This window comes from Hymenobacter taeanensis, assembly GCF_013137895.1.
Taxonomy (GTDB): domain Bacteria; phylum Bacteroidota; class Bacteroidia; order Cytophagales; family Hymenobacteraceae; genus Hymenobacter; species Hymenobacter taeanensis.
On the sequence record NZ_CP053538.1, the window covers coordinates 4,565,266 to 4,581,488 of the forward strand.

Here is a 16,223-nt window from a genome sequence, read left to right on the forward strand (position 1 = left end):
ATGAAACAGAAGGCCCTACTCGCTAGCGAGTAGGGCCTTCTGTTTCTGGGCTGAAACCCACTAAAGAGGCTGTCTTGACGACTACCTCAACTGGTAACACCTCAAATAATTTCGGCACGTTTAAATTCCTTGCTTCGGTCAAACAGACAGCGGAACGTGGCGTGGGTACGCCAAATAGAGCCCCCTATTTTTTCAGCCACGCTCATCATTTTGGGGTTGAAGTCACCGATCCAGTTCATTACAAAGTCTTCGTACTGCACCTTGTGCCGGTCCTGAACTACTTTGCTGGCCGCCAAAATAAAGGTCATTTCCAGGCCTATGCCCTGGTGTTCGGGCGTAATGCCAAAGGCGATGCCCGTAAGCGTACGCACGGCGCCCCGCCAGCGGTAAAAGGCAAACCGAAGCTTCCCCAGCCAGTTAAGGTTGCCATTTACGTAGCGAAACAGCTCATTGAGCTCCGGCAGAGCAATGAAAAAGCCTATTGGCTCGCCCCGGAAGTATGCAAACCAGCACACTTTCTCATCCAGAACCGGGCGCAGCTTGCGCATAATGTTGTGCGCCTGCTCCACAGTCATCTCTTTTACTCCCTGATGCTTCACCCAGGCTTTGTTATATACCTGGCGGAAGTCCTCGGCATATTTGGGCAGGTTACGCAGGCGCATGTGCTCAAAGCTGTATGCTGGGTTATCAAGCAACTGCTGGGCCTGCTGCTGATACTGGGGCGAGAGCGGCGCCGCTACCTTTCTGAAATAGGTAAACTGGTTGAAGTAGAGTTGAAACCCATAGGCCTCGAGCAGACGACGATAGTAGGGGGGATTGTAGTTTTGGCCGTATAGCGGCGGCCCAAAGTTATCAATGAGCAGCCCCCACCACTGGTCCCGGTCGCCGAAGTTAACGGGCCCATCCATGGCCTCCATCCCCCTGGCAACCAGCCATTCACGACACGCATTCAGCAGCAAGTTGGCCGCCCGCTGATCATCTATGCATTCAAAAAAACCCATACCGCCGGTAGGCTGCTCAAAGGTGCGGGCCGTGCGCTCGTTGATGAAGGCAGCCACCCGGCCAATCGTTTTTCCGCTCTCATCAACCAGTAGCCACCTGATTAGCTCACCATGCCGGAAATACCTGTTTTTCTCCCGATTGAAAACCTGTTGAATGTCTCGGTCAAGCGGCCGGATATAGTTAGGATCGTGCTGATAGAGCCGGACAGGAAACGAAAGAAACTCCTGCTCCTGGGCAGGACTAACGACTTCGTGGAGATGCATGAGTGCCAGGGGAAGAGCGAAGTAGCAGCCCCCGTCGGTGGCAAGTAGACCATCGGCAGGAACAGGACTCTAGTTAGTGATAAAACAATGGAAGCTAAGCGTACATACGCACCTGTAGCCGGGGTTGGGTTACAACTTGCTTAAATATTGCCGTGTTTTGTCCTGGCCGCTCCAGTGGTGGCCTAGCTACCTGTTTCCTGCTTTCGACACCGTACCTTTGCCAGCCCATCATTCTCCTCCCTTACTATGGCTTCGGCTCCCCTTCTCGAACAAAACGTTTCCCTGCGCCCTTACAACACGTTTGGCCTGGACGTGAAAGCACGGCTCTTTGCCCGCTTTACCTCCCCCGATGAGTTACGGGCCTTGCTGGCAATGCCCGAGGTGCAGCAAACGGAGAAGCTGGTATTGGGCGGCGGCAGCAACCTGCTGTTCACGCAGGATTTTGATGGTGTGGTGCTCAAGAATGAGATTCGGGGCCTGGAGATACTAAGCCAGGATGAAGACAGCGCGCTGGTGCGCGCCGGGGCCGGTGAGTCGTGGCACGGGCTGGTGCAATACACCTTAGACCAGGAGCTGAGCGGAATTGAAAACCTCTCCCTTATCCCTGGTACCGTAGGCGCGGCCCCTTGCAAAACATTGGGGCCTATGGTGCAGAGCTGAAGGATACATTTGAGCAGCTGGAGGCACTGGAAGTGCACACGGGCCAGCTCCGTACCTTCTCCCGGGAAGAGTGTGGCTTTGGCTACCGCGAAAGCGTGTTTAAAGGCCCGCTTAAAAACCAGTACATCGTCACGAGTGTGGTGCTACGGCTGCACCGCCAGGCCCGCCTTAACGTGAGCTACGGCGCCATCCAAACTACCCTCGAAGATCTGGGTATTGGTGGTGAGCCCACGCCCCGCGATGTAAGCGAGGCCGTCATGCACATCCGCCGCAGCAAGCTCCCCGACCCAGCCCAGATTGGTAACGCTGGCTCCTTCTTTAAGAACCCCGAAATCTCTCAGCAAAAGTTTGACGAGCTGAAAGCTCGCTACGCCGACCTGCCGGGTTACCCTGTGCCGGGCGGCGTGAAGGTGCCCGCCGCCTGGTTAATTGAGCAGTGTGGCTGGAAGGGTCAGCGGCGCGGCGCCCATGGCGTGCATGACCGGCAGGCGCTGGTGCTGGTAAACCACGGCGGCGCGCAAGGCTCTGATATCCGCGACCTGGCCCAGGAAATTATTGCTTCTGTGCGCGAGAAGTTTGGTATTGAGCTGCATCCCGAGGTAAACATTCTTTAGTAGCTGCTCGAAACGCGTCATTCCGAGGGCAGCGCGGAATCTGATGTTAGCCTCTAGGCCTACTCAGATTCCGCGCTGCCCTCGGAATGACGCGTTTCATAGGAATGCAGACTGGCCTAGGCTACCGTTTTCCAACGGCGCTGAGTCCAGGCTTGGCGCTGCTCGTCATCCTGAAACGTCCAGGCTACAATGCGGCTGGTTTTCTGGCCCTGCTTCATCTCGATGGTTCGGATAGAACCCTCATCCACGCCAGCCTTTTGGAGGAAGTAATAGGCACTGCGCAGGGTTTCCTTCTTCGATAGTAAAATAGAAAACCACAACACGCGTGCCGCTAAAGGCACACTCTGCTCCACAAAACGGCGCAGGAATCCTTCTTCACCGCCTTCGCACCACAGCTCCGTATTCTGCCCGCCAAAGTTCAGCACCGGCTCCGGCGACTTCGCGTAACCCAGGTTGCGCCCTTTGCGGCGGCTGCCCGCGGCAGCATCGGCGGCTGAGGCATGAAATGGCGGGTTGCATATTACGAGGTCAAACTCTTCGCGCGCCTTCACAATACCCTCGAATACAAACGCAGCGTGGGTTTGCTGACGCAGCTCAACTTTCCCCGCAAGCTTAGGGTTTACGGCCACCATTGTTCTGGCTGATTTCAGCGCCACCAGGTCAACCTCTGAACCCACAAAGCGCCAGCCATAGGCCTGTGACCCAATGATGGGGTACACACAGTTGGCCCCCACACCCACATCCAGCACATGCACTGCCTTATCACGGGGAACTAGGCCACCATGGTCAGCCGCCAGCAGGTCGGCGGCGTAGTGGATGTAGTCGGCGCGGCCGGGGATGGGTGGGCAGAGGTAACCCGCGGGCACATCCCAGGAAGCCACCCCGTAAAACTGCTTCAGCAGCGCCCGGTTCAGGGCCTTTACGGCGGCCGGGTTAGCGAAATCAATGCTGCTGTCGCCGGTTGGGTTGGGCACCACGAAGGCGGCCAGCTCCGGGCTGGTGCTCAGGAGCTGAGGGAAGTCGTAGCGGGCGTTGTGGGGGTTGCGGGGGTGCATATGTTCAGAAACAGGAATTTTAGATATACAAGAACGTCATGCTGAGCTTGCCGAAGCATCTCTACCTCATATTGGCCTAGCATATGGTTAGCCAGAGGTAGAGATGCTTCGGCAAGCTCAGCATGACGTTCTATTTTGCTTGCAGACTGGCCTACAATGAATTTAGGCTAGCTAATCAGCAAATTTACTTCAATACGGCAATTGTAGCACCGTCGCCGCCGCGGTCGGCGTGCTCGTCGGCTACGCTGGCTACGGCGCGGATGCGGTGGAGGTAGTCTCGTACTACTTGGCGCAGTACGCCGTTGCCACGGCCGTGCAGGATTTTTATTTCCGGCACGCCCAGCATTACAGCATCATCCACGTAAGCCATGATCTTGTTCAAGGCATCCTCGGCCCGCTCCCCGCGCAAATCCAGCGTGGGGCTGAAGCTCGACATCTTACCGGTAGTATCGAAGCCGGAATATTGAGCCGGGGCCCGACGGGCAGCCTCCTTTTCCCGCTCCCGGATTTCCGAGCGCGTGAGCTTCTCCAGCTGGCCTATCTTCACCAGCGTTTTCATGCCGCCAAAGGAAACCTCCGCCGTTTTGCCCTTCACGCTCATGATTTCACCGTGCCCTTCCTGGCCAATCAGGGCTACTTTGTCGCCGGGTTTGAGCGAGGTGGCATCAGCCAGCTCACGGGTTGCCCGGGCCTTGGGTGGCTCAATCTGGAGCTTCTCACGAACAAACGTATCCAGCTTGCCGCGGGCTTCCTTGGTGCGCTCCTTCTCCGCCTGGCCTAACCGGATTTCCTGAATAGTAGCTTCGATTTGCTGATTTGTGTCGCGGAGCAGCATTTTGGCCTTGGCCTTAGCATCGCGCAACACCTCCAGCGTGGTATCGTCGAGGTACTTTTTCAGGTCCTGATATTCCTGAGCAGCTTTTTTCAGACGCTTCTCGGCTTTTCCAGCTTCAGCGGTGCGCTGTTCCAGCTCAGTCTTCTCCTTCTCCAGACCTTCCAGCAGCCGGTCGTAGCGGATTTTGTCCTTCCCCACGAGCTGGGTAGCACGTTCTACCAGCTGCTTGGGCAAGCCAATCTTGCGCGCAATCTCGATGGCGAACGAGGAGCCCGGCTTACCAATTTCCAGGCGGTAGAGCGGCTGCAGCTGGTCGGGGTCGTAGCGCATGGCTCCGTTCACAATGCCTTCGGTCCGCTCAGCGTAGTTCTTGAGATTGGTGTAGTGCGTGGTGATGACCCCGAAAGCGCGGGCGCGGTTGAGCTGCTCCAGTACGGCCTCGGCAATGGCACCGCCCAGGCTCGGCTCGGTGCCGGTGCCAAACTCGTCAATGAGAATGAGGCTGCGCTTGTTGGCCAGGGTCACAAACTGCTTCATATTCAGCAGGTGCGAAGAGTACGTGCTTAGGTCGTTTTCCAGACTCTGCTCATCCCCAATATCCAGGAAAACATCCTCAAACACCCCCGCCTCTGAGCCATCACCGGCCGGAATCAGTAGGCCACACTGCAGCATGTACTGCACTAGGCCTACCGTTTTCATGCTCACCGATTTACCCCCGGCATTAGGACCCGAAATAAGCAGAATGCGCTGCTCCGGCGTCAGTTCAATATCCAGGGGCACTACTTCGCGTGGGTCGTCCTTGGAGTGGCCTAAGAATGTAAGGTAGAGCAACGGGTGGCGCACCTGTTTCCAGCGGATCATCGGGCGCGGATGCAGCTCCGGCAACGAAGCCTCCAGCTGCTGTGCTAAGCGGCCCTTCGCCCGAATGAAGTCAAGCAGGCCTAGGTACTGGTACGCCTTGCGCAGGTCCGGAATATGGGGCCGCAACTGGGCCGTGAGTTGGGTCAGAATGCGGATCAGCTCCCGCTGGAAAGCATTTTCCAGGTCCTTGATGTCGTTGTTGAGCTCGAATACAGCCTCCGGTTCAATAAACACCGTTTGCCCCGTTGCCGACTCGTCATGAATCAGGCCCTTCACGCGGCGCTTGTGCTCGGCAATAACCGGCAGCACCAAACGGCCACCCCGAATAGTGGGCTCAGCCCCTTCCGGCACCCAGCCTTCCTGACGGGCATGGCGCAGGATGCCCGCAATCTGTTTGCGCAGCTGGCCCTGGCGGTTAATGAGCTCCTGCCGAATCTGGCTGAGCAACGGCGAGGCATTTTCGCGCACTTGCCCTTCGTCATCCACTACTTTGTCGAGGGCGGCCAGCAGGTTGCGGTCTACCTGCACGCCAATGCCCAGCAGGCGCAGGGTTGGGTAGAGGGTTTCCTCGGCGTGGGTAAAGAACGTCAGCGCTTCCCGGATGGTGCGCAGGCTCATTTTCACGGCGAAGAAGGCGGATACATCGAGGTAGCTGCCGGGTATATTGGCCCGCACCAGGTACGGGTGAACATCGTGGTAGTGTTGGCTGGGAAAATCAGCGCCACTGCTCAGCAGCTGACGGAATTCATCCGTCTGGAGCAAAAGCTTCTGGAGCTGATCGGCTTTCGACTGAAAGCTCATCTTGGCTACAAACTGACGGCCTAGAGCACTGAGGCACAAGCCCTCCAGCATCTCACGCAGCTGCGTGAAGCCAATTTTCTGCTCGAAATTATTAGGAAGAATCAAATCAGGTGTTCCTTGTTTAGGACAATGTGTTCAGAAGAGAATGCGAAGATAAACACTCCGGAGGGCGGGAAAGATTCAATAAATGGGATATGAGGTAATAAAGGTAAAAGCGAGAGGTATACGGGCGTCAAGGGTGTACATCTATACAACCTCACGTCCTCTCTTTATTATCTCCTCATTAGGGGCTACATTTCTCCTTCTACTCCCAGTCCAAACAGCGCGAAGTCATACTTCACGGGGTCGGTGGGGTCGAAGCTGCGCAGGTGAGCCGTCAGGTCCTCGGCGGCCAGCCAGTCCATTTGCTTGCGGTCCAACAGGCCTAGGCGGCGGGCAACGCGCTCCACGTGCACGTCGCAGGGGCAGATGAGGTCGGCGGGCGAGAGGCGGGTCCAGAGGCCGAAATCTACACCACGGTTGTCGGGGCGCACCATCCAGCGCAAGTACATATTTACGCGTTTGCAGGCTGAGCCCCGGGCCGGCGTAGCTACATGCTTGCGGGTGCGCTGAGGAGCGTCATCCAGGCTGAAAAACAGGTTATGGAAATTTTCGAGGCGCTCCTTCTGGGTGCTACCGATGAGGAAAGCATCTTCCAACGTGTCGTGCTGGCCATAAAACCAGCGCAGCCAGTGCACGAAATAGAGTAGATCAGTGTCGCAAAAAGTGCGGTGGCAGAAGCCCAACAGGCCTTTCAGGTCCTCATCTTGGTGCTGGGTAATGAACTGATAGGGCGCGTCGTCCATGCGGCGCATTAGCTCCAGGCACTTGCTTATGATGGTAGGCCTACGCCCCCAGGCCAGCAGCGCCGCAAACAGCCCACTGATTTCCACATCTTGGCGCTGCGAGAACCGGTGCGGAATACTAATGGGGTCAGCCTGAATAAAAGCCGGCTGATCGTAGTGCTGATAGCGGTCGTCGAGTAGGGCACGGACTTGCGCGTGATTCATACTAGGGTGTTGGTGAAATAGTGATTTGGTAAGTTGGCTAGTTTGATGCTCCAGTGACCTAGACCGCACAAGTAGAACAAGCCGAACGTCAAACTCACTAAATTACTACCCCACCATTTCACCGCTATGGCACGTAATTGGTTTCTACCCGAAAGCGCTGATCGGGAGTGGCCAGGCGCTGCACTGCCCGCTTAGAAAGGCGCACAAGTACGTTGGAGTTTTCACCCGTGTCGGGCAGTTTGCCAATCACGCGCACGTACACTGACATGCCGTTCATGATGTTGCGCACTTCCATAATAGTGCCCACCGGAGCAGTTTTGTGCAGGGCCAGGTACTTATCGGAGGCATCGGTAGGAATTACCATAGCTAGGCCACTTTCTGACACCCGTCGCACTACTTCACTGGCGCGCTCAGGGGCCCGCTCCTTCTCTTCCGGCACTTCCCGGGCGGGAGCTTCCTTCACTGGTGCTTCTTTCGGAACCGCGGGCTGGCGCGCTGCTATGGCAGAGTCTTTGGCGCGAGCCCGGTTCTCACGTTCCTGGGCGTCGCGGGTATCATCAGTGCGCTCTGGGCGGGCTGTTGGCGCCGGAACCGGACGGGTGGCTACCGGAGGGGCGGGCCGCGAAGCCGGATTAGCTGCCGCCTGTCGGGCAGTGCCGGCCGCTATAATCAGGGTTTGGCCAGTGCGCACGTTGTAGTTAGGCGCAAAGCCATTGAGCCGAGCCAGCTCAGCGGGCGTAGTACTGAACCGCCGCGCCACAGCGTAAAGCGTTTGCCCCGCCCCTACCTTGTAGATGTGGTTGCCGTGAGCATCGGTAGGTAAGGCCCGAGCTGCCGCCGAAATGGCCGGAGCAGCTGCCGCCGTGGCGGGCTGCGTCAACACCACACGGTTGCGCGGCACCAGCACCACCTGGCCGGTCACCAGAGCGCCTTTCACTGTGGGGTTAAATTCTACGATTTCATCAACTGGCACTTTATAGCGCCTCGATAATCCATAGAGGGTTTCGCCGGGCGCTACGCGGTGCTTAATCAGAATCTTGTTGTTACGGTACTCAACCCCAATGGAGTCTGGAGGGGCTACCAGCCGGGGGCCAGCCAAAGCGGAGAAACCTGAAAAAACAAAGGCAACAGACAGCAACGAAATTCTGGACATAGACACAAAGCGCGGAAGGCGGCAGAACAGCACAGTAGGTTAAGAAAAGCTGCCAACTGCCTAAATACTGCCGAAAGTTAACGAATCCTGCCAAGTCCCCGACACCATTTAGGATAGCAGCAGTTTTTTATTGGTCATTATCCAGAGGTAGCGGGGCGGCCCGGCACTATTCATGTACTTCGGCGCAATACAGGCGTCTGTCGGTAATTTTCGCCTTTTTTGCGCTCCTATTCCCCTCGCCTTCTACTCACTGCCCATGCACGCAATTGGTATCATTCCGGCTCGTTTTGCTTCTACCCGCCTGCCTGGCAAGCCTCTGGTTGATTTGGGAGGCCAATCCATGATTCAGCGGGTAATTGGCCAGGCCCAGCAATCAGGCCTCAGCCGGGTGGTAGTAGCCACTGATGATGAGCGAATTCTGGAGCATGTACTCAGCATTGGGGGCGAGGCCGTGCTTACCTCACCCAACCACCCCAGCGGTACCGACCGCGTGTGGGATGCTTACCAGCAGCTCGATGTGCAGGCCGACTGCGTTATTAATATCCAGGGAGATGAACCGTTCATTCATCCAGCGCAAATTGATGCCCTGATCCAGCTTTTTACGCTGGCTCAGCCCCCACAATTGGCTACGCTGGTAAAGCCAGTGCTTACTGATGAGGAACTCTTCAGCCCCCACCTGCCCAAAGTAGTGCTCGATACCACAGGCCACGCCCTGTATTTCAGCCGCCATCCGTTGCCCTTTCAGCGCCAGCAGCCGCAGCCGGCGTGGCGGGAGCACCACCGTTACCTGCGCCACATCGGCCTCTATGCTTACCGCCCTGATGTGCTGGCCGAAATCACCCAACTCCCTCCCTCGCCGCTGGAACTCGCTGAAAGCCTGGAGCAACTCCGGTGGCTGGAACATGGCTACCGCATCCTCACGGCCGAAACGGAGCTGGAAACAATAGGCATTGATACGCCCGAGGACGTGGAGCGGGCACTACGCTACCTGGCCCAACAATCATAAACCGGCTGTAACCAGATTTCATAGTCTTGTTAAACGCGGGCTGCCGCTTCAAACACAACCCGATGGGGTGCGGAGACCACCTGACTTAATCCTTCTTACTGCAAACAGTGGCCTAGGAATGGAGGCTACTCCTGCGCTGTACTTCCTTCTGCACGCCGGTTTATATGCTTTTCTGAGGTCACAGCGCGCTCGTCTTTCATTTCTTTGGAGAGAAAGAAGTTCAGCGCCGTCCGGATTACGGCAATGGCCCCGAGCTTGCCAATCTGCTCCCAGCTAGGAGCTATGGCCGTAGAAAGGATATCGGCGCCCAACTGAAACTCCAGCGCTAGGGCCAGGTACCGGGCCAGGGTAAGCCGAATAGCCGTGAAATCTGCCGTTCGACGCGCTAGCAAGGCTTTCAGAAAAAGCCACGCCGACACCAGAATTCCAAGGCCTATAATAAATGCCCCAATGGTCTCTACGCCCAGCTTGAGCCATTGCACGGCTTCAATTACCCCGTATTCAGCGAGAGAGTGAATAGTCTGTTTTTCCATGAGGGGAATTTAGGTGGAGACGACTGGCCTAGCGGATAGGCGTTTTAACAGGTACACCGTTCCTCGTTGCACAATAACCAACACCACCACCAACCCCACCGCTAGCCCAAATAATAACAAATTGCCTTCTCCGCCCCCGGCCCGAAAGGCAAAGTTCAGCGCGGTACCTACGGCGGGTGGGTGCATGGCATCGAGCCCAATCATAAGCCCAATGGTCAGGACCATAGAGGCTGCAGCCCCTACATAGCCGGGGCCCATCCAGGCGTGCAGCGCGAACCCAATAGCCGCCGCCCCCATTTGGCTTACCACCAGGGTGCGCGTGCTGTTCGTGTGGTGCCCCGGGTCAAGGTAAATCAGAAAGGCACTCGACGCGAGGGCAGCAAACAGCAAGCGTTGGTTGCTGAGCAACTCCAGAAGCCACAGCATCAGCAACACGGTGGCAGTGGGCAATAAGGCTAGCAGCAACTCACCCTTGCGCCTCAGCCGCGGGCGACCCGGCCCAAGTGCATCAGCAGCAGCAGCTAGCGGTTGAGAGTCAGGCATACCTTCCCTACGCGGGCTGTGGCCATTAGGGTGCAGGGGGTTACAACCCTGGCGCCACTTTCGGGTGGCCTAGCCCCCCGCCTTTTTGGCCTTATACTTCTGCTCCAGCAATACGGCCAGCACCTTATCGCGGAAGTCGCCCTGAATCAGGATTTCTCCGTCTTTGGCATTACCACCCACCCCGCACTTGGTTTTCAGCAACTTACCCAGGGTTTGCAGATCCGCATCCTGGCCCACAAAGCCGGTGATGAGCGTTACCTGCTTACCCCCCCGCGACTTTTTATCAAGCTGCACGCGCAAGTTTTGCTGTTGCGGAGGGAGGGTTACGGCCTCCTCGTTACCGTTCTGCTGGTACTCAAAATCGGGGTTAGTGGAATATACCACACCTTCGCGGCGGTTCTTGTCAGCTTTCATGGGTGCAAGTTGAGAATTTATGAAAGGCGAAATGGTGAAATCGATGGGAAAGATGTGCCCCTAGCTGGGTGCTACGTCGCCTGTTCATCAATTTACTACGGTCTATACCGCTACTTCCAACGCCAGCGGCGCAAGGCTAACCACAAAGTCGGTCTCATCGGTTACGTAGTCGCCATCAACGTGAAAGCCGAGTGGCCTAGCGGCTTTTACGGTGATGTGGCAGCTAGTGTGGTAAACGGCACCGCCCGAAGTAGGCAATGTACCTAAGGCCAACCCCAGCCCTACGCGCACCGCCCGCGGCCACGAGAGCCCATCAATCAGGCACAGGTCCAGGAGGCCATCCTGGATATCAGCGCGGGGCGCGATGTAGGCGTTGTTGCCGTACTGAGCGGCATTGGCAAAGGCCAGTACATAGCAGTTGGTCTCGAGGTGCTGGTCATTAAGTTCTACCTCAATGGGGGTGGGCTGGTAACGGCGGTATTCGCGCAGAGCCACCTTCACATACGTGCTCAGGCCACGGGTACCGGCGCGGGCAAACATCTTGCTCACGTGCGCATCAAACCCCAGGCCTGCGGTACAAAAAAAACGGTCGGCCGTTGATGTAGCCTACGTCCATGCGCTGAAAAGCGGGCGCGCAAGCCCGAGCTACGGCGCCGGGCAAGTCCAGGGGAATGTGCAGGTGCCGGGCAAGCCCATTGCCGGACCCCCGCGGCACAATGCCTAAAGCAGCGCTGGTGCCCAGCAGCCCGCGGGCTACCTCATTCACGGTACCATCACCGCCCACGGCTACCACCACCCGGCAACCTTCCTGCGCCGCCTGCTGGGCCAGCTCTTCGGCGTGCCCGGCATACTGGGTTAGCCGAATCATAAAATCGGCGCCAGCGGCTGTGGCGTAGCGCGTAAGGAGCGTCGGCACATCCTGGGTGCGGTTGGTGCCAGATGTCGGGTTCAGGATGAAACAGATGCGCACGAGCGGTGAGAGGGTGTTATAGTGGAATGGCGGGTAAATATAGGTGCAACGAAGGCAGCGTACAGAATCTACCTGGCCCTTCTCCCGCCCCGGCCACTATGCCGGCAGGTGGTGCCATTTGTCCTTACCCAACGGATGCACCCGCCCGTGCCTTAGCCGTGGTGGCGGGTTTTACACCAACCTTTTATGCCATGGTTACTCAAATGACACAAAAAACTGCCCGCCTGATTGCTCAGACGGGCAGTTTACAGCGCCAAAGCTTGAGAGCTTAGCCGTTCATTTTTTCGCCCAGCTTCTGGATGAGGTCGGCGGTGCGGGTAGAGTAGCCGGTTTCGTTGTCGTACCAGCCTACTACTTTCACCAGCGAACCGTTGGCCGAAGTCAGCTCCGAGTCGAAGATGCACGAGTGGGGGTTGCCCACGATGTCAATGCTTACCAGCGGATCGGTGCTGTACTCCAGGATGCCTTTCAGCGGGCCTTCAGCGGCAGCCTTCACGGCGTCGTTGATTTCCTGCTTGGTCACCTCACGCTTCAGAATCACGGTCAGGTCAGTGGTAGAGCCGTCTGGAATTGGAACGCGCATAGCGATACCATCCAGCTTGCCCTTCAGCTGGGGCAGCACCAGGCCTACGGCCTTGGCAGCACCAGTGCTGGTAGGGATAATGCTGTACGCAGCAGCCCGGGCCCGACGCAAATCTTTGTGGGGTGCATCCTGCAAGTTCTGGTCGGAGGTGTAGGCGTGCACCGTAGTGATGTAGCCCTTCTCAATGCCGAAAGCATCATCCAGCACCTTGGCCATCGGGGCTAGGCAGTTGGTGGTGCAGGAAGCGTTGGAGAGGATGGTTTCCTCACCGGTAAGAATGTCTTCGTTAACGCCCAGCACAACCGTTGGGATGTTGCCGGTAGCGGGAGCCGAGATTACTACTTTTTTAGCGCCTGCGGTGAGGTGCTGACCAGCGCCAGCCTCGTCAACGAAGCGGCCCGTAGATTCCAGCACTACGTCGATGCCCATGTCGCCCCAGGGCAACAGCTTGGGGTCGCGCTCAGCGAGGGCGGCAATGCGCTGCCCATTTACGGTCAGGCTCTCCTCGTCGTACGATACGGTACCGTTGAAGCGGCCGTGTACTGAGTCAAACTTGAGCAGGTGCGCAAGCGTTTTGTTATCCGTCAGGTCGTTGATTGCTACTACCTCTACGTTCTCGCGCTGCAGGAGCGCTTTGAACGTCAGGCGGCCAATCCGGCCGAAGCCATTGATGGCAACTTTGATTTTAGCCATAGTTGTTGGGGAAATGGGAAGGTTATCGGTCCTGAGAGGGCCGAGTGAAAACGCGTGGCGAAGGTAACGGGCTCAGGGTACTTCGCCAAATCAGATACAAACCAAGGCCACCGTGAAACGGTTTGAAAATTTTTGCGGCTGAAAATCAGCCTGTTTTTCTACGTAGGCCGTTTTTCTTTCTGTCAGCGCTTGCGCTGAATCAAGCGGGCTGTATCTTTGCACCATCAAAACGAAACAAGGCCGCGTCACATGGTCCGTTCGTCTAGGGGTTAGGACAGTAGATTTTCATTCTACCAACAGGGGTTCGATTCCCCTACGGACTACTCGCCACTCGTTTTGGTAACTTCCTGAAACCCGCTCGTTGCCCCCAACGAGCGGGTTTTCTTTTTTGCCCAATGGCAGGATACGCGGGGCGGCTTCGCTATTGTACGCGTGCTGGCCCGTGCCCTCCTTTTTAGCAGTGGCAGTAGCTTTTCTTAAGCATTCGGAGGTCCGGGTTTGCCAAGTCCATTGCCCCCATTACTTCTGCCGTAAACGCGTTTGAGCCAACCAGCCATTACGCAGTCAGCCGGAAATAGCAGAGCCACGAGAAAGGCTAGCTCCTACAGTGCCGAAAAGCGGTTAGAGGCTTCTACTGTAGTCAGCACATTACTACCTACTCAGTACTGCCCGCCCCATGCACGCCCACCGTGTACCATAAGCTGCGGATAAGCGCCCCGTATAACTGCCTTGCAGCCGGCAAGCTTCCACCGGCCACCATAGCAGTGCCAAGGCCTTAATCGCTGAAACGAGAAACATTCAGGCGGTTTGCCTACTTCTACTATCTCGCCGCCGCCATCTGGCAGCGTCAGGATGCACGCGCTATTAGCAAAAACCAGATAAAAAAATAATGGCTAAACCCAGCTTTCTCCCGTAAGCTTGAGAGTTTACCATTCACAACAGGCATGTCCCGAACGATTATTGTTTCCAACCGTCTCCCAACCAAAGTCCAGCGCACTGATGACAGCCTCACGTTTCAGCCCAGCGAAGGCGGGCTGGCTACTGGCCTAGGCTCCATTTACCGGGAAGACGACAACGTGTGGGTTGGCTGGCCGGGGCTGTTCGTAGAGACCACCGAGGAAGAAGAGTACATTGCCGAACAGCTGCGGGCTGATAGCATGGCGCCGGTATTTTTGACGGAGGCTGAAATCCGGGATTTCTACGAGGGTTTCAGCAATTCTACGCTCTGGCCTACCTTCCACTATTTTGCCCAGTACGCCACCTACGAGCAAGAGCACTGGGAGGCCTACGTAGCAGTAAATGAGAAATTTTGCCAGGCGGTACTGGAACTGGCCGGCCCCGATGATACCATCTGGGTGCACGACTATCAACTACTGCTGCTCCCCGAAATGCTGCGCCAGCAGCGCCCTGAGTGCACCATTGGCTTTTTTCTGCACATCCCCTTCCCCTCGCATGAGCTGATCAGGGTGCTGCCCTGGCGCGCCGAGCTGCTGCGTGGCATGCTGGGTGCCGACCTGATTGGGTTCCACACCTTTGGCTACATGCGCCACTTCCTCAGTGCTGTGTCGCAGATCCTGGGTATTCCCAGTCTCAATGGGCAGGTAGAAACGCCTACGCGCACGGTGCTGGTAGATGCTTTCCCGATGGGAATTGATTATAAGCGCTACGAGCAAACGGCCTCCTCTGAAACAGCCCAGCAGCACGAGCAGGATTACCGCGAAGCACTGCGGGAGGCCCGCGTTATCCTGTCCATCGACCGACTCGATTACACGAAGGGTATTGCCCAACGCCTGCGCGCATTTGAGCTGCTGCTGCAGCGCTACCCTGAGTGGCGCGAGCAGGTGAGCCTGGTAATGCTGGTAGTACCTTCCCGCGACCAGGTGCCGCAGTACGCGGCGCTCAAGGAAGAGATTGATGAACTGGTAGGCCGCATCAATGCTCAGTACCGCACCATCAGCTGGAACCCTATTCACTACTTCTACCGCTCCTTCCCGCTGGAGGAGCTGGTAGCACTGTACCGCCTGGCCGAAGTAGCCTTGGTAACCCCCATGCGTGACGGCATGAACCTGGTGGCAAAGGAATTTATTGCCAGCAAGGTTGACCAGCGCGGGGTGCTGATTTTGAGTGAGCGGGCCGGCGCTGCCCGGGAGCTTTCCGACGCTATCATTATTAACCCTACCGATGCCGGGCAGCTGGCCGAGGCCATGCATGATGCGCTGGTGATGCCAGAAGAAGAGCAGACGCAGCGCATGACGGCCATGCAGGCCCTGGTGCGGCAGTACGACGTATTCGCCTGGACTAAACTCTTCATGGATCGGCTGGCCTACAGCAAAATCAAGCAACTCACTATGGCTACTGAAACCCTCGGGCCTGTTGTGCTTAAGGAGCTGCACGAGCAGTTTGAGGCCGCCGACGAGCGCCTGCTACTACTGGATTACGACGGCACACTGGCTCCCTTTAACCCACAGCCTCAACGAGCCAAGCCTGATGCGGAGATGTTGTTTTTGCTGCAGGCTCTCACGGCCAACCCCAAAAACCGGGTGGTTATCATCAGTGGCCGTGACCGGACTACGCTCCAAAACTGGCTAGGCCACCTGCCGCTTGATTTCATTGCTGAGCACGGCGTATGGCTGCGTACGGCCGGCGAAGACTGGCACATGTTTCAGGCTCTGCGCAACGACTGGAAGACGGAAATTCGCCCGATTCTGGAAACGTATGTGGCCCGTACCGCTGGCTCCTTCATCGAGGATAAAGAATATTCCCTGGTATGGCACTACCGGCGTGCTGATAACGAGTTGGCGGCTGTAAGAACCCGGGAGCTGTTGAGCCACCTCACCTTCCTGACGTCCAATACCGACCTTCAGGTGCTGGAGGGCAACAAAGTGGTAGAAATAAAAACCGCTGGCATTCACAAAGGCAGCGCCGCTGCCCGTTGGCTCAGCCAATACACGCCGGGTTTCGTGCTGGCTATCGGCGACGACCGTACCGATGAGGACACCTTTGGCGCCATGCCGCCAGAGGCCTACACCATCAAAGTAGGAACGGGCGCCCGCTCCCTGGCCCGCTACCACGTGGCCTCTACCACTGATGTTAGGAAGCTGCTGCGAAGCCTTCTGTAACATTACAGCCTACCACTAAAAAAGGCCTCCCGCATTCGTGCGAGAGGCCTTTTTTAGTGGTAGCGGGTA

15 protein-coding genes and 1 tRNA gene are annotated in these 16,223 nt (G+C 57.1%); 5 read left to right on the plus strand and 11 right to left on the minus strand.

The window, feature by feature from the left end; translation table 11 throughout:
• Positions 1 to 101 precede the first annotated feature (101 nt).
• Entirely contained in the window at positions 102 to 1,265 is a 1,164-nt protein-coding gene (locus tag HMJ29_RS19125) for a hypothetical protein (RefSeq protein WP_171592995.1), read from the minus strand.
• A 246-nt stretch (positions 1,266 to 1,511) separates the two neighbouring features.
• On the opposite strand from HMJ29_RS19125, the gene HMJ29_RS20755 reads away from it, so the two are divergent.
• Together HMJ29_RS20755 and murB are read left to right on the plus strand one after the other, a co-directional pair.
• The gene (locus HMJ29_RS20755) at positions 1,512 to 1,925 is read left to right on the plus strand and encodes an FAD-binding protein (protein WP_366670791.1); all 414 of its coding nucleotides are present in this window, start codon (positions 1,512 to 1,514) and stop codon (positions 1,923 to 1,925) included.
• Positions 1,892 to 2,539, plus strand: a complete 648-nt coding sequence (gene murB, locus HMJ29_RS20760) for a UDP-N-acetylmuramate dehydrogenase (RefSeq protein WP_366670793.1) — start codon at positions 1,892 to 1,894, stop codon at positions 2,537 to 2,539. The genes HMJ29_RS20755 and murB overlap by 34 nt, the downstream gene beginning before the upstream one ends.
• 116 nt (positions 2,540 to 2,655) lie before the next feature.
• Here murB and rlmF read toward each other — a convergent pair whose 3' ends face one another.
• The 4 genes from rlmF to HMJ29_RS19150 form a co-directional block, all read right to left on the minus strand.
• Positions 2,656 to 3,594 carry a 23S rRNA (adenine(1618)-N(6))-methyltransferase RlmF gene (rlmF, locus tag HMJ29_RS19135; RefSeq protein WP_171592996.1) on the minus strand — a complete coding sequence of 313 codons (939 nt, stop codon included), beginning with the start codon at positions 3,592 to 3,594 and terminating at the stop codon, positions 2,656 to 2,658.
• 184 nt (positions 3,595 to 3,778) lie between these two features.
• Positions 3,779 to 6,196, minus strand: coding sequence for an endonuclease MutS2 (locus HMJ29_RS19140; protein ID WP_171592997.1), 2,418 nt, complete (start codon positions 6,194 to 6,196; stop codon positions 3,779 to 3,781).
• A gap of 185 nt (positions 6,197 to 6,381) precedes the next feature.
• A complete protein-coding gene (locus HMJ29_RS19145) occupies positions 6,382 to 7,140 on the minus strand; it encodes a TIGR02757 family protein (protein ID WP_171592998.1) in 759 nt (252 codons plus the stop codon).
• A gap of 124 nt (positions 7,141 to 7,264) precedes the next feature.
• Complete coding sequence (locus HMJ29_RS19150; protein ID WP_171592999.1) at positions 7,265 to 8,293, minus strand: LysM peptidoglycan-binding domain-containing protein; 1,029 nt, start codon at positions 8,291 to 8,293, stop codon at positions 7,265 to 7,267.
• 256 nt (positions 8,294 to 8,549) lie between these two features.
• On the opposite strand from HMJ29_RS19150, the gene kdsB reads away from it, so the two are divergent.
• Positions 8,550 to 9,299 (plus strand): 3-deoxy-manno-octulosonate cytidylyltransferase, encoded by a 750-nt coding sequence (gene kdsB, locus HMJ29_RS19155; protein ID WP_171593000.1) that lies wholly within the window; start codon positions 8,550 to 8,552, stop codon positions 9,297 to 9,299.
• A gap of 125 nt (positions 9,300 to 9,424) precedes the next feature.
• On the opposite strand, the gene HMJ29_RS19160 is transcribed toward kdsB, so the two are convergent.
• The 6 genes from HMJ29_RS19160 to gap all read right to left on the minus strand — a co-directional run bounded on the left by HMJ29_RS19160 (position 9,425) and on the right by gap (position 13,035).
• On the minus strand, positions 9,425 to 9,832 hold the full coding sequence (locus tag HMJ29_RS19160) for a DUF1622 domain-containing protein (RefSeq protein ID WP_171593001.1): 408 nt from the start codon (positions 9,830 to 9,832) through the stop codon (positions 9,425 to 9,427).
• A 9-nt stretch (positions 9,833 to 9,841) separates the two neighbouring features.
• Positions 9,842 to 10,375, minus strand: a complete 534-nt coding sequence (locus HMJ29_RS19165) for an HPP family protein (protein WP_171593002.1) — start codon at positions 10,373 to 10,375, stop codon at positions 9,842 to 9,844.
• A gap of 69 nt (positions 10,376 to 10,444) precedes the next feature.
• Complete coding sequence (locus HMJ29_RS19170) at positions 10,445 to 10,789, minus strand: translation initiation factor (RefSeq protein ID WP_171593003.1); 345 nt, start codon at positions 10,787 to 10,789, stop codon at positions 10,445 to 10,447.
• A gap of 102 nt (positions 10,790 to 10,891) precedes the next feature.
• Positions 10,892 to 11,329: a diacylglycerol/lipid kinase family protein gene (locus tag HMJ29_RS19175; protein ID WP_253805680.1), complete on the minus strand. Its 438-nt coding sequence runs from the start codon at positions 11,327 to 11,329 to the stop codon at positions 10,892 to 10,894.
• Between the two features lie 16 nt (positions 11,330 to 11,345).
• Positions 11,346 to 11,759 carry a diacylglycerol/lipid kinase family protein gene (locus HMJ29_RS19180; protein ID WP_171593005.1) on the minus strand — a complete coding sequence of 138 codons (414 nt, stop codon included), beginning with the start codon at positions 11,757 to 11,759 and terminating at the stop codon, positions 11,346 to 11,348.
• Positions 11,760 to 12,027: 268 nt separating this feature from the next.
• Positions 12,028 to 13,035, minus strand: coding sequence for a type I glyceraldehyde-3-phosphate dehydrogenase (gene gap / locus HMJ29_RS19185; RefSeq protein WP_171593006.1), 1,008 nt, complete (start codon positions 13,033 to 13,035; stop codon positions 12,028 to 12,030).
• Positions 13,036 to 13,286: 251 nt separating this feature from the next.
• Between gap and HMJ29_RS19190 the strand changes: the two genes are divergently transcribed.
• Both HMJ29_RS19190 and HMJ29_RS19195 read left to right on the plus strand, forming a co-directional pair.
• A tRNA-Glu gene (locus tag HMJ29_RS19190) sits at positions 13,287 to 13,358 on the plus strand.
• A 621-nt stretch (positions 13,359 to 13,979) separates the two neighbouring features.
• A complete protein-coding gene (locus tag HMJ29_RS19195; protein WP_171593007.1) occupies positions 13,980 to 16,154 on the plus strand; it encodes a bifunctional alpha,alpha-trehalose-phosphate synthase (UDP-forming)/trehalose-phosphatase in 2,175 nt (724 codons plus the stop codon).
• The last annotated feature ends 69 nt before the right edge of the window (positions 16,155 to 16,223 follow it).

Excerpts from the sequence above, each read along its gene's own strand:
- HMJ29_RS19145 (WP_171592998.1), bottom strand. The coding sequence starts at position 7,140 with ATGAATCACGCGCAAGTCCGTGCCCTACTCGACGACCGCTATCAGCAC.
- HMJ29_RS19160 (WP_171593001.1), bottom strand. The coding sequence starts at position 9,832 with ATGGAAAAACAGACTATTCACTCTCTCGCTGAATACGGGGTAATTGAA.
- HMJ29_RS19150 (WP_171592999.1), bottom strand. The coding sequence starts at position 8,293 with ATGTCCAGAATTTCGTTGCTGTCTGTTGCCTTTGTTTTTTCAGGTTTC.
- rlmF (WP_171592996.1), bottom strand. The coding sequence starts at position 3,594 with ATGCACCCCCGCAACCCCCACAACGCCCGCTACGACTTCCCTCAGCTC.
- HMJ29_RS19165 (WP_171593002.1), bottom strand. The coding sequence starts at position 10,375 with ATGCCTGACTCTCAACCGCTAGCTGCTGCTGCTGATGCACTTGGGCCG.
- HMJ29_RS19195 (WP_171593007.1), top strand. The coding sequence starts at position 13,980 with ATGTCCCGAACGATTATTGTTTCCAACCGTCTCCCAACCAAAGTCCAG.
- kdsB (WP_171593000.1), top strand. The coding sequence starts at position 8,550 with ATGCACGCAATTGGTATCATTCCGGCTCGTTTTGCTTCTACCCGCCTG.
- HMJ29_RS19175 (WP_253805680.1), bottom strand. The coding sequence starts at position 11,329 with ATGTTTGCCCGCGCCGGTACCCGTGGCCTGAGCACGTATGTGAAGGTG.
- HMJ29_RS19125 (WP_171592995.1), bottom strand. The coding sequence starts at position 1,265 with ATGCATCTCCACGAAGTCGTTAGTCCTGCCCAGGAGCAGGAGTTTCTT.
- gap (WP_171593006.1), bottom strand. The coding sequence starts at position 13,035 with ATGGCTAAAATCAAAGTTGCCATCAATGGCTTCGGCCGGATTGGCCGC.
- HMJ29_RS20755 (WP_366670791.1), top strand. The coding sequence starts at position 1,512 with ATGGCTTCGGCTCCCCTTCTCGAACAAAACGTTTCCCTGCGCCCTTAC.
- HMJ29_RS19170 (WP_171593003.1), bottom strand. The coding sequence starts at position 10,789 with ATGAAAGCTGACAAGAACCGCCGCGAAGGTGTGGTATATTCCACTAAC.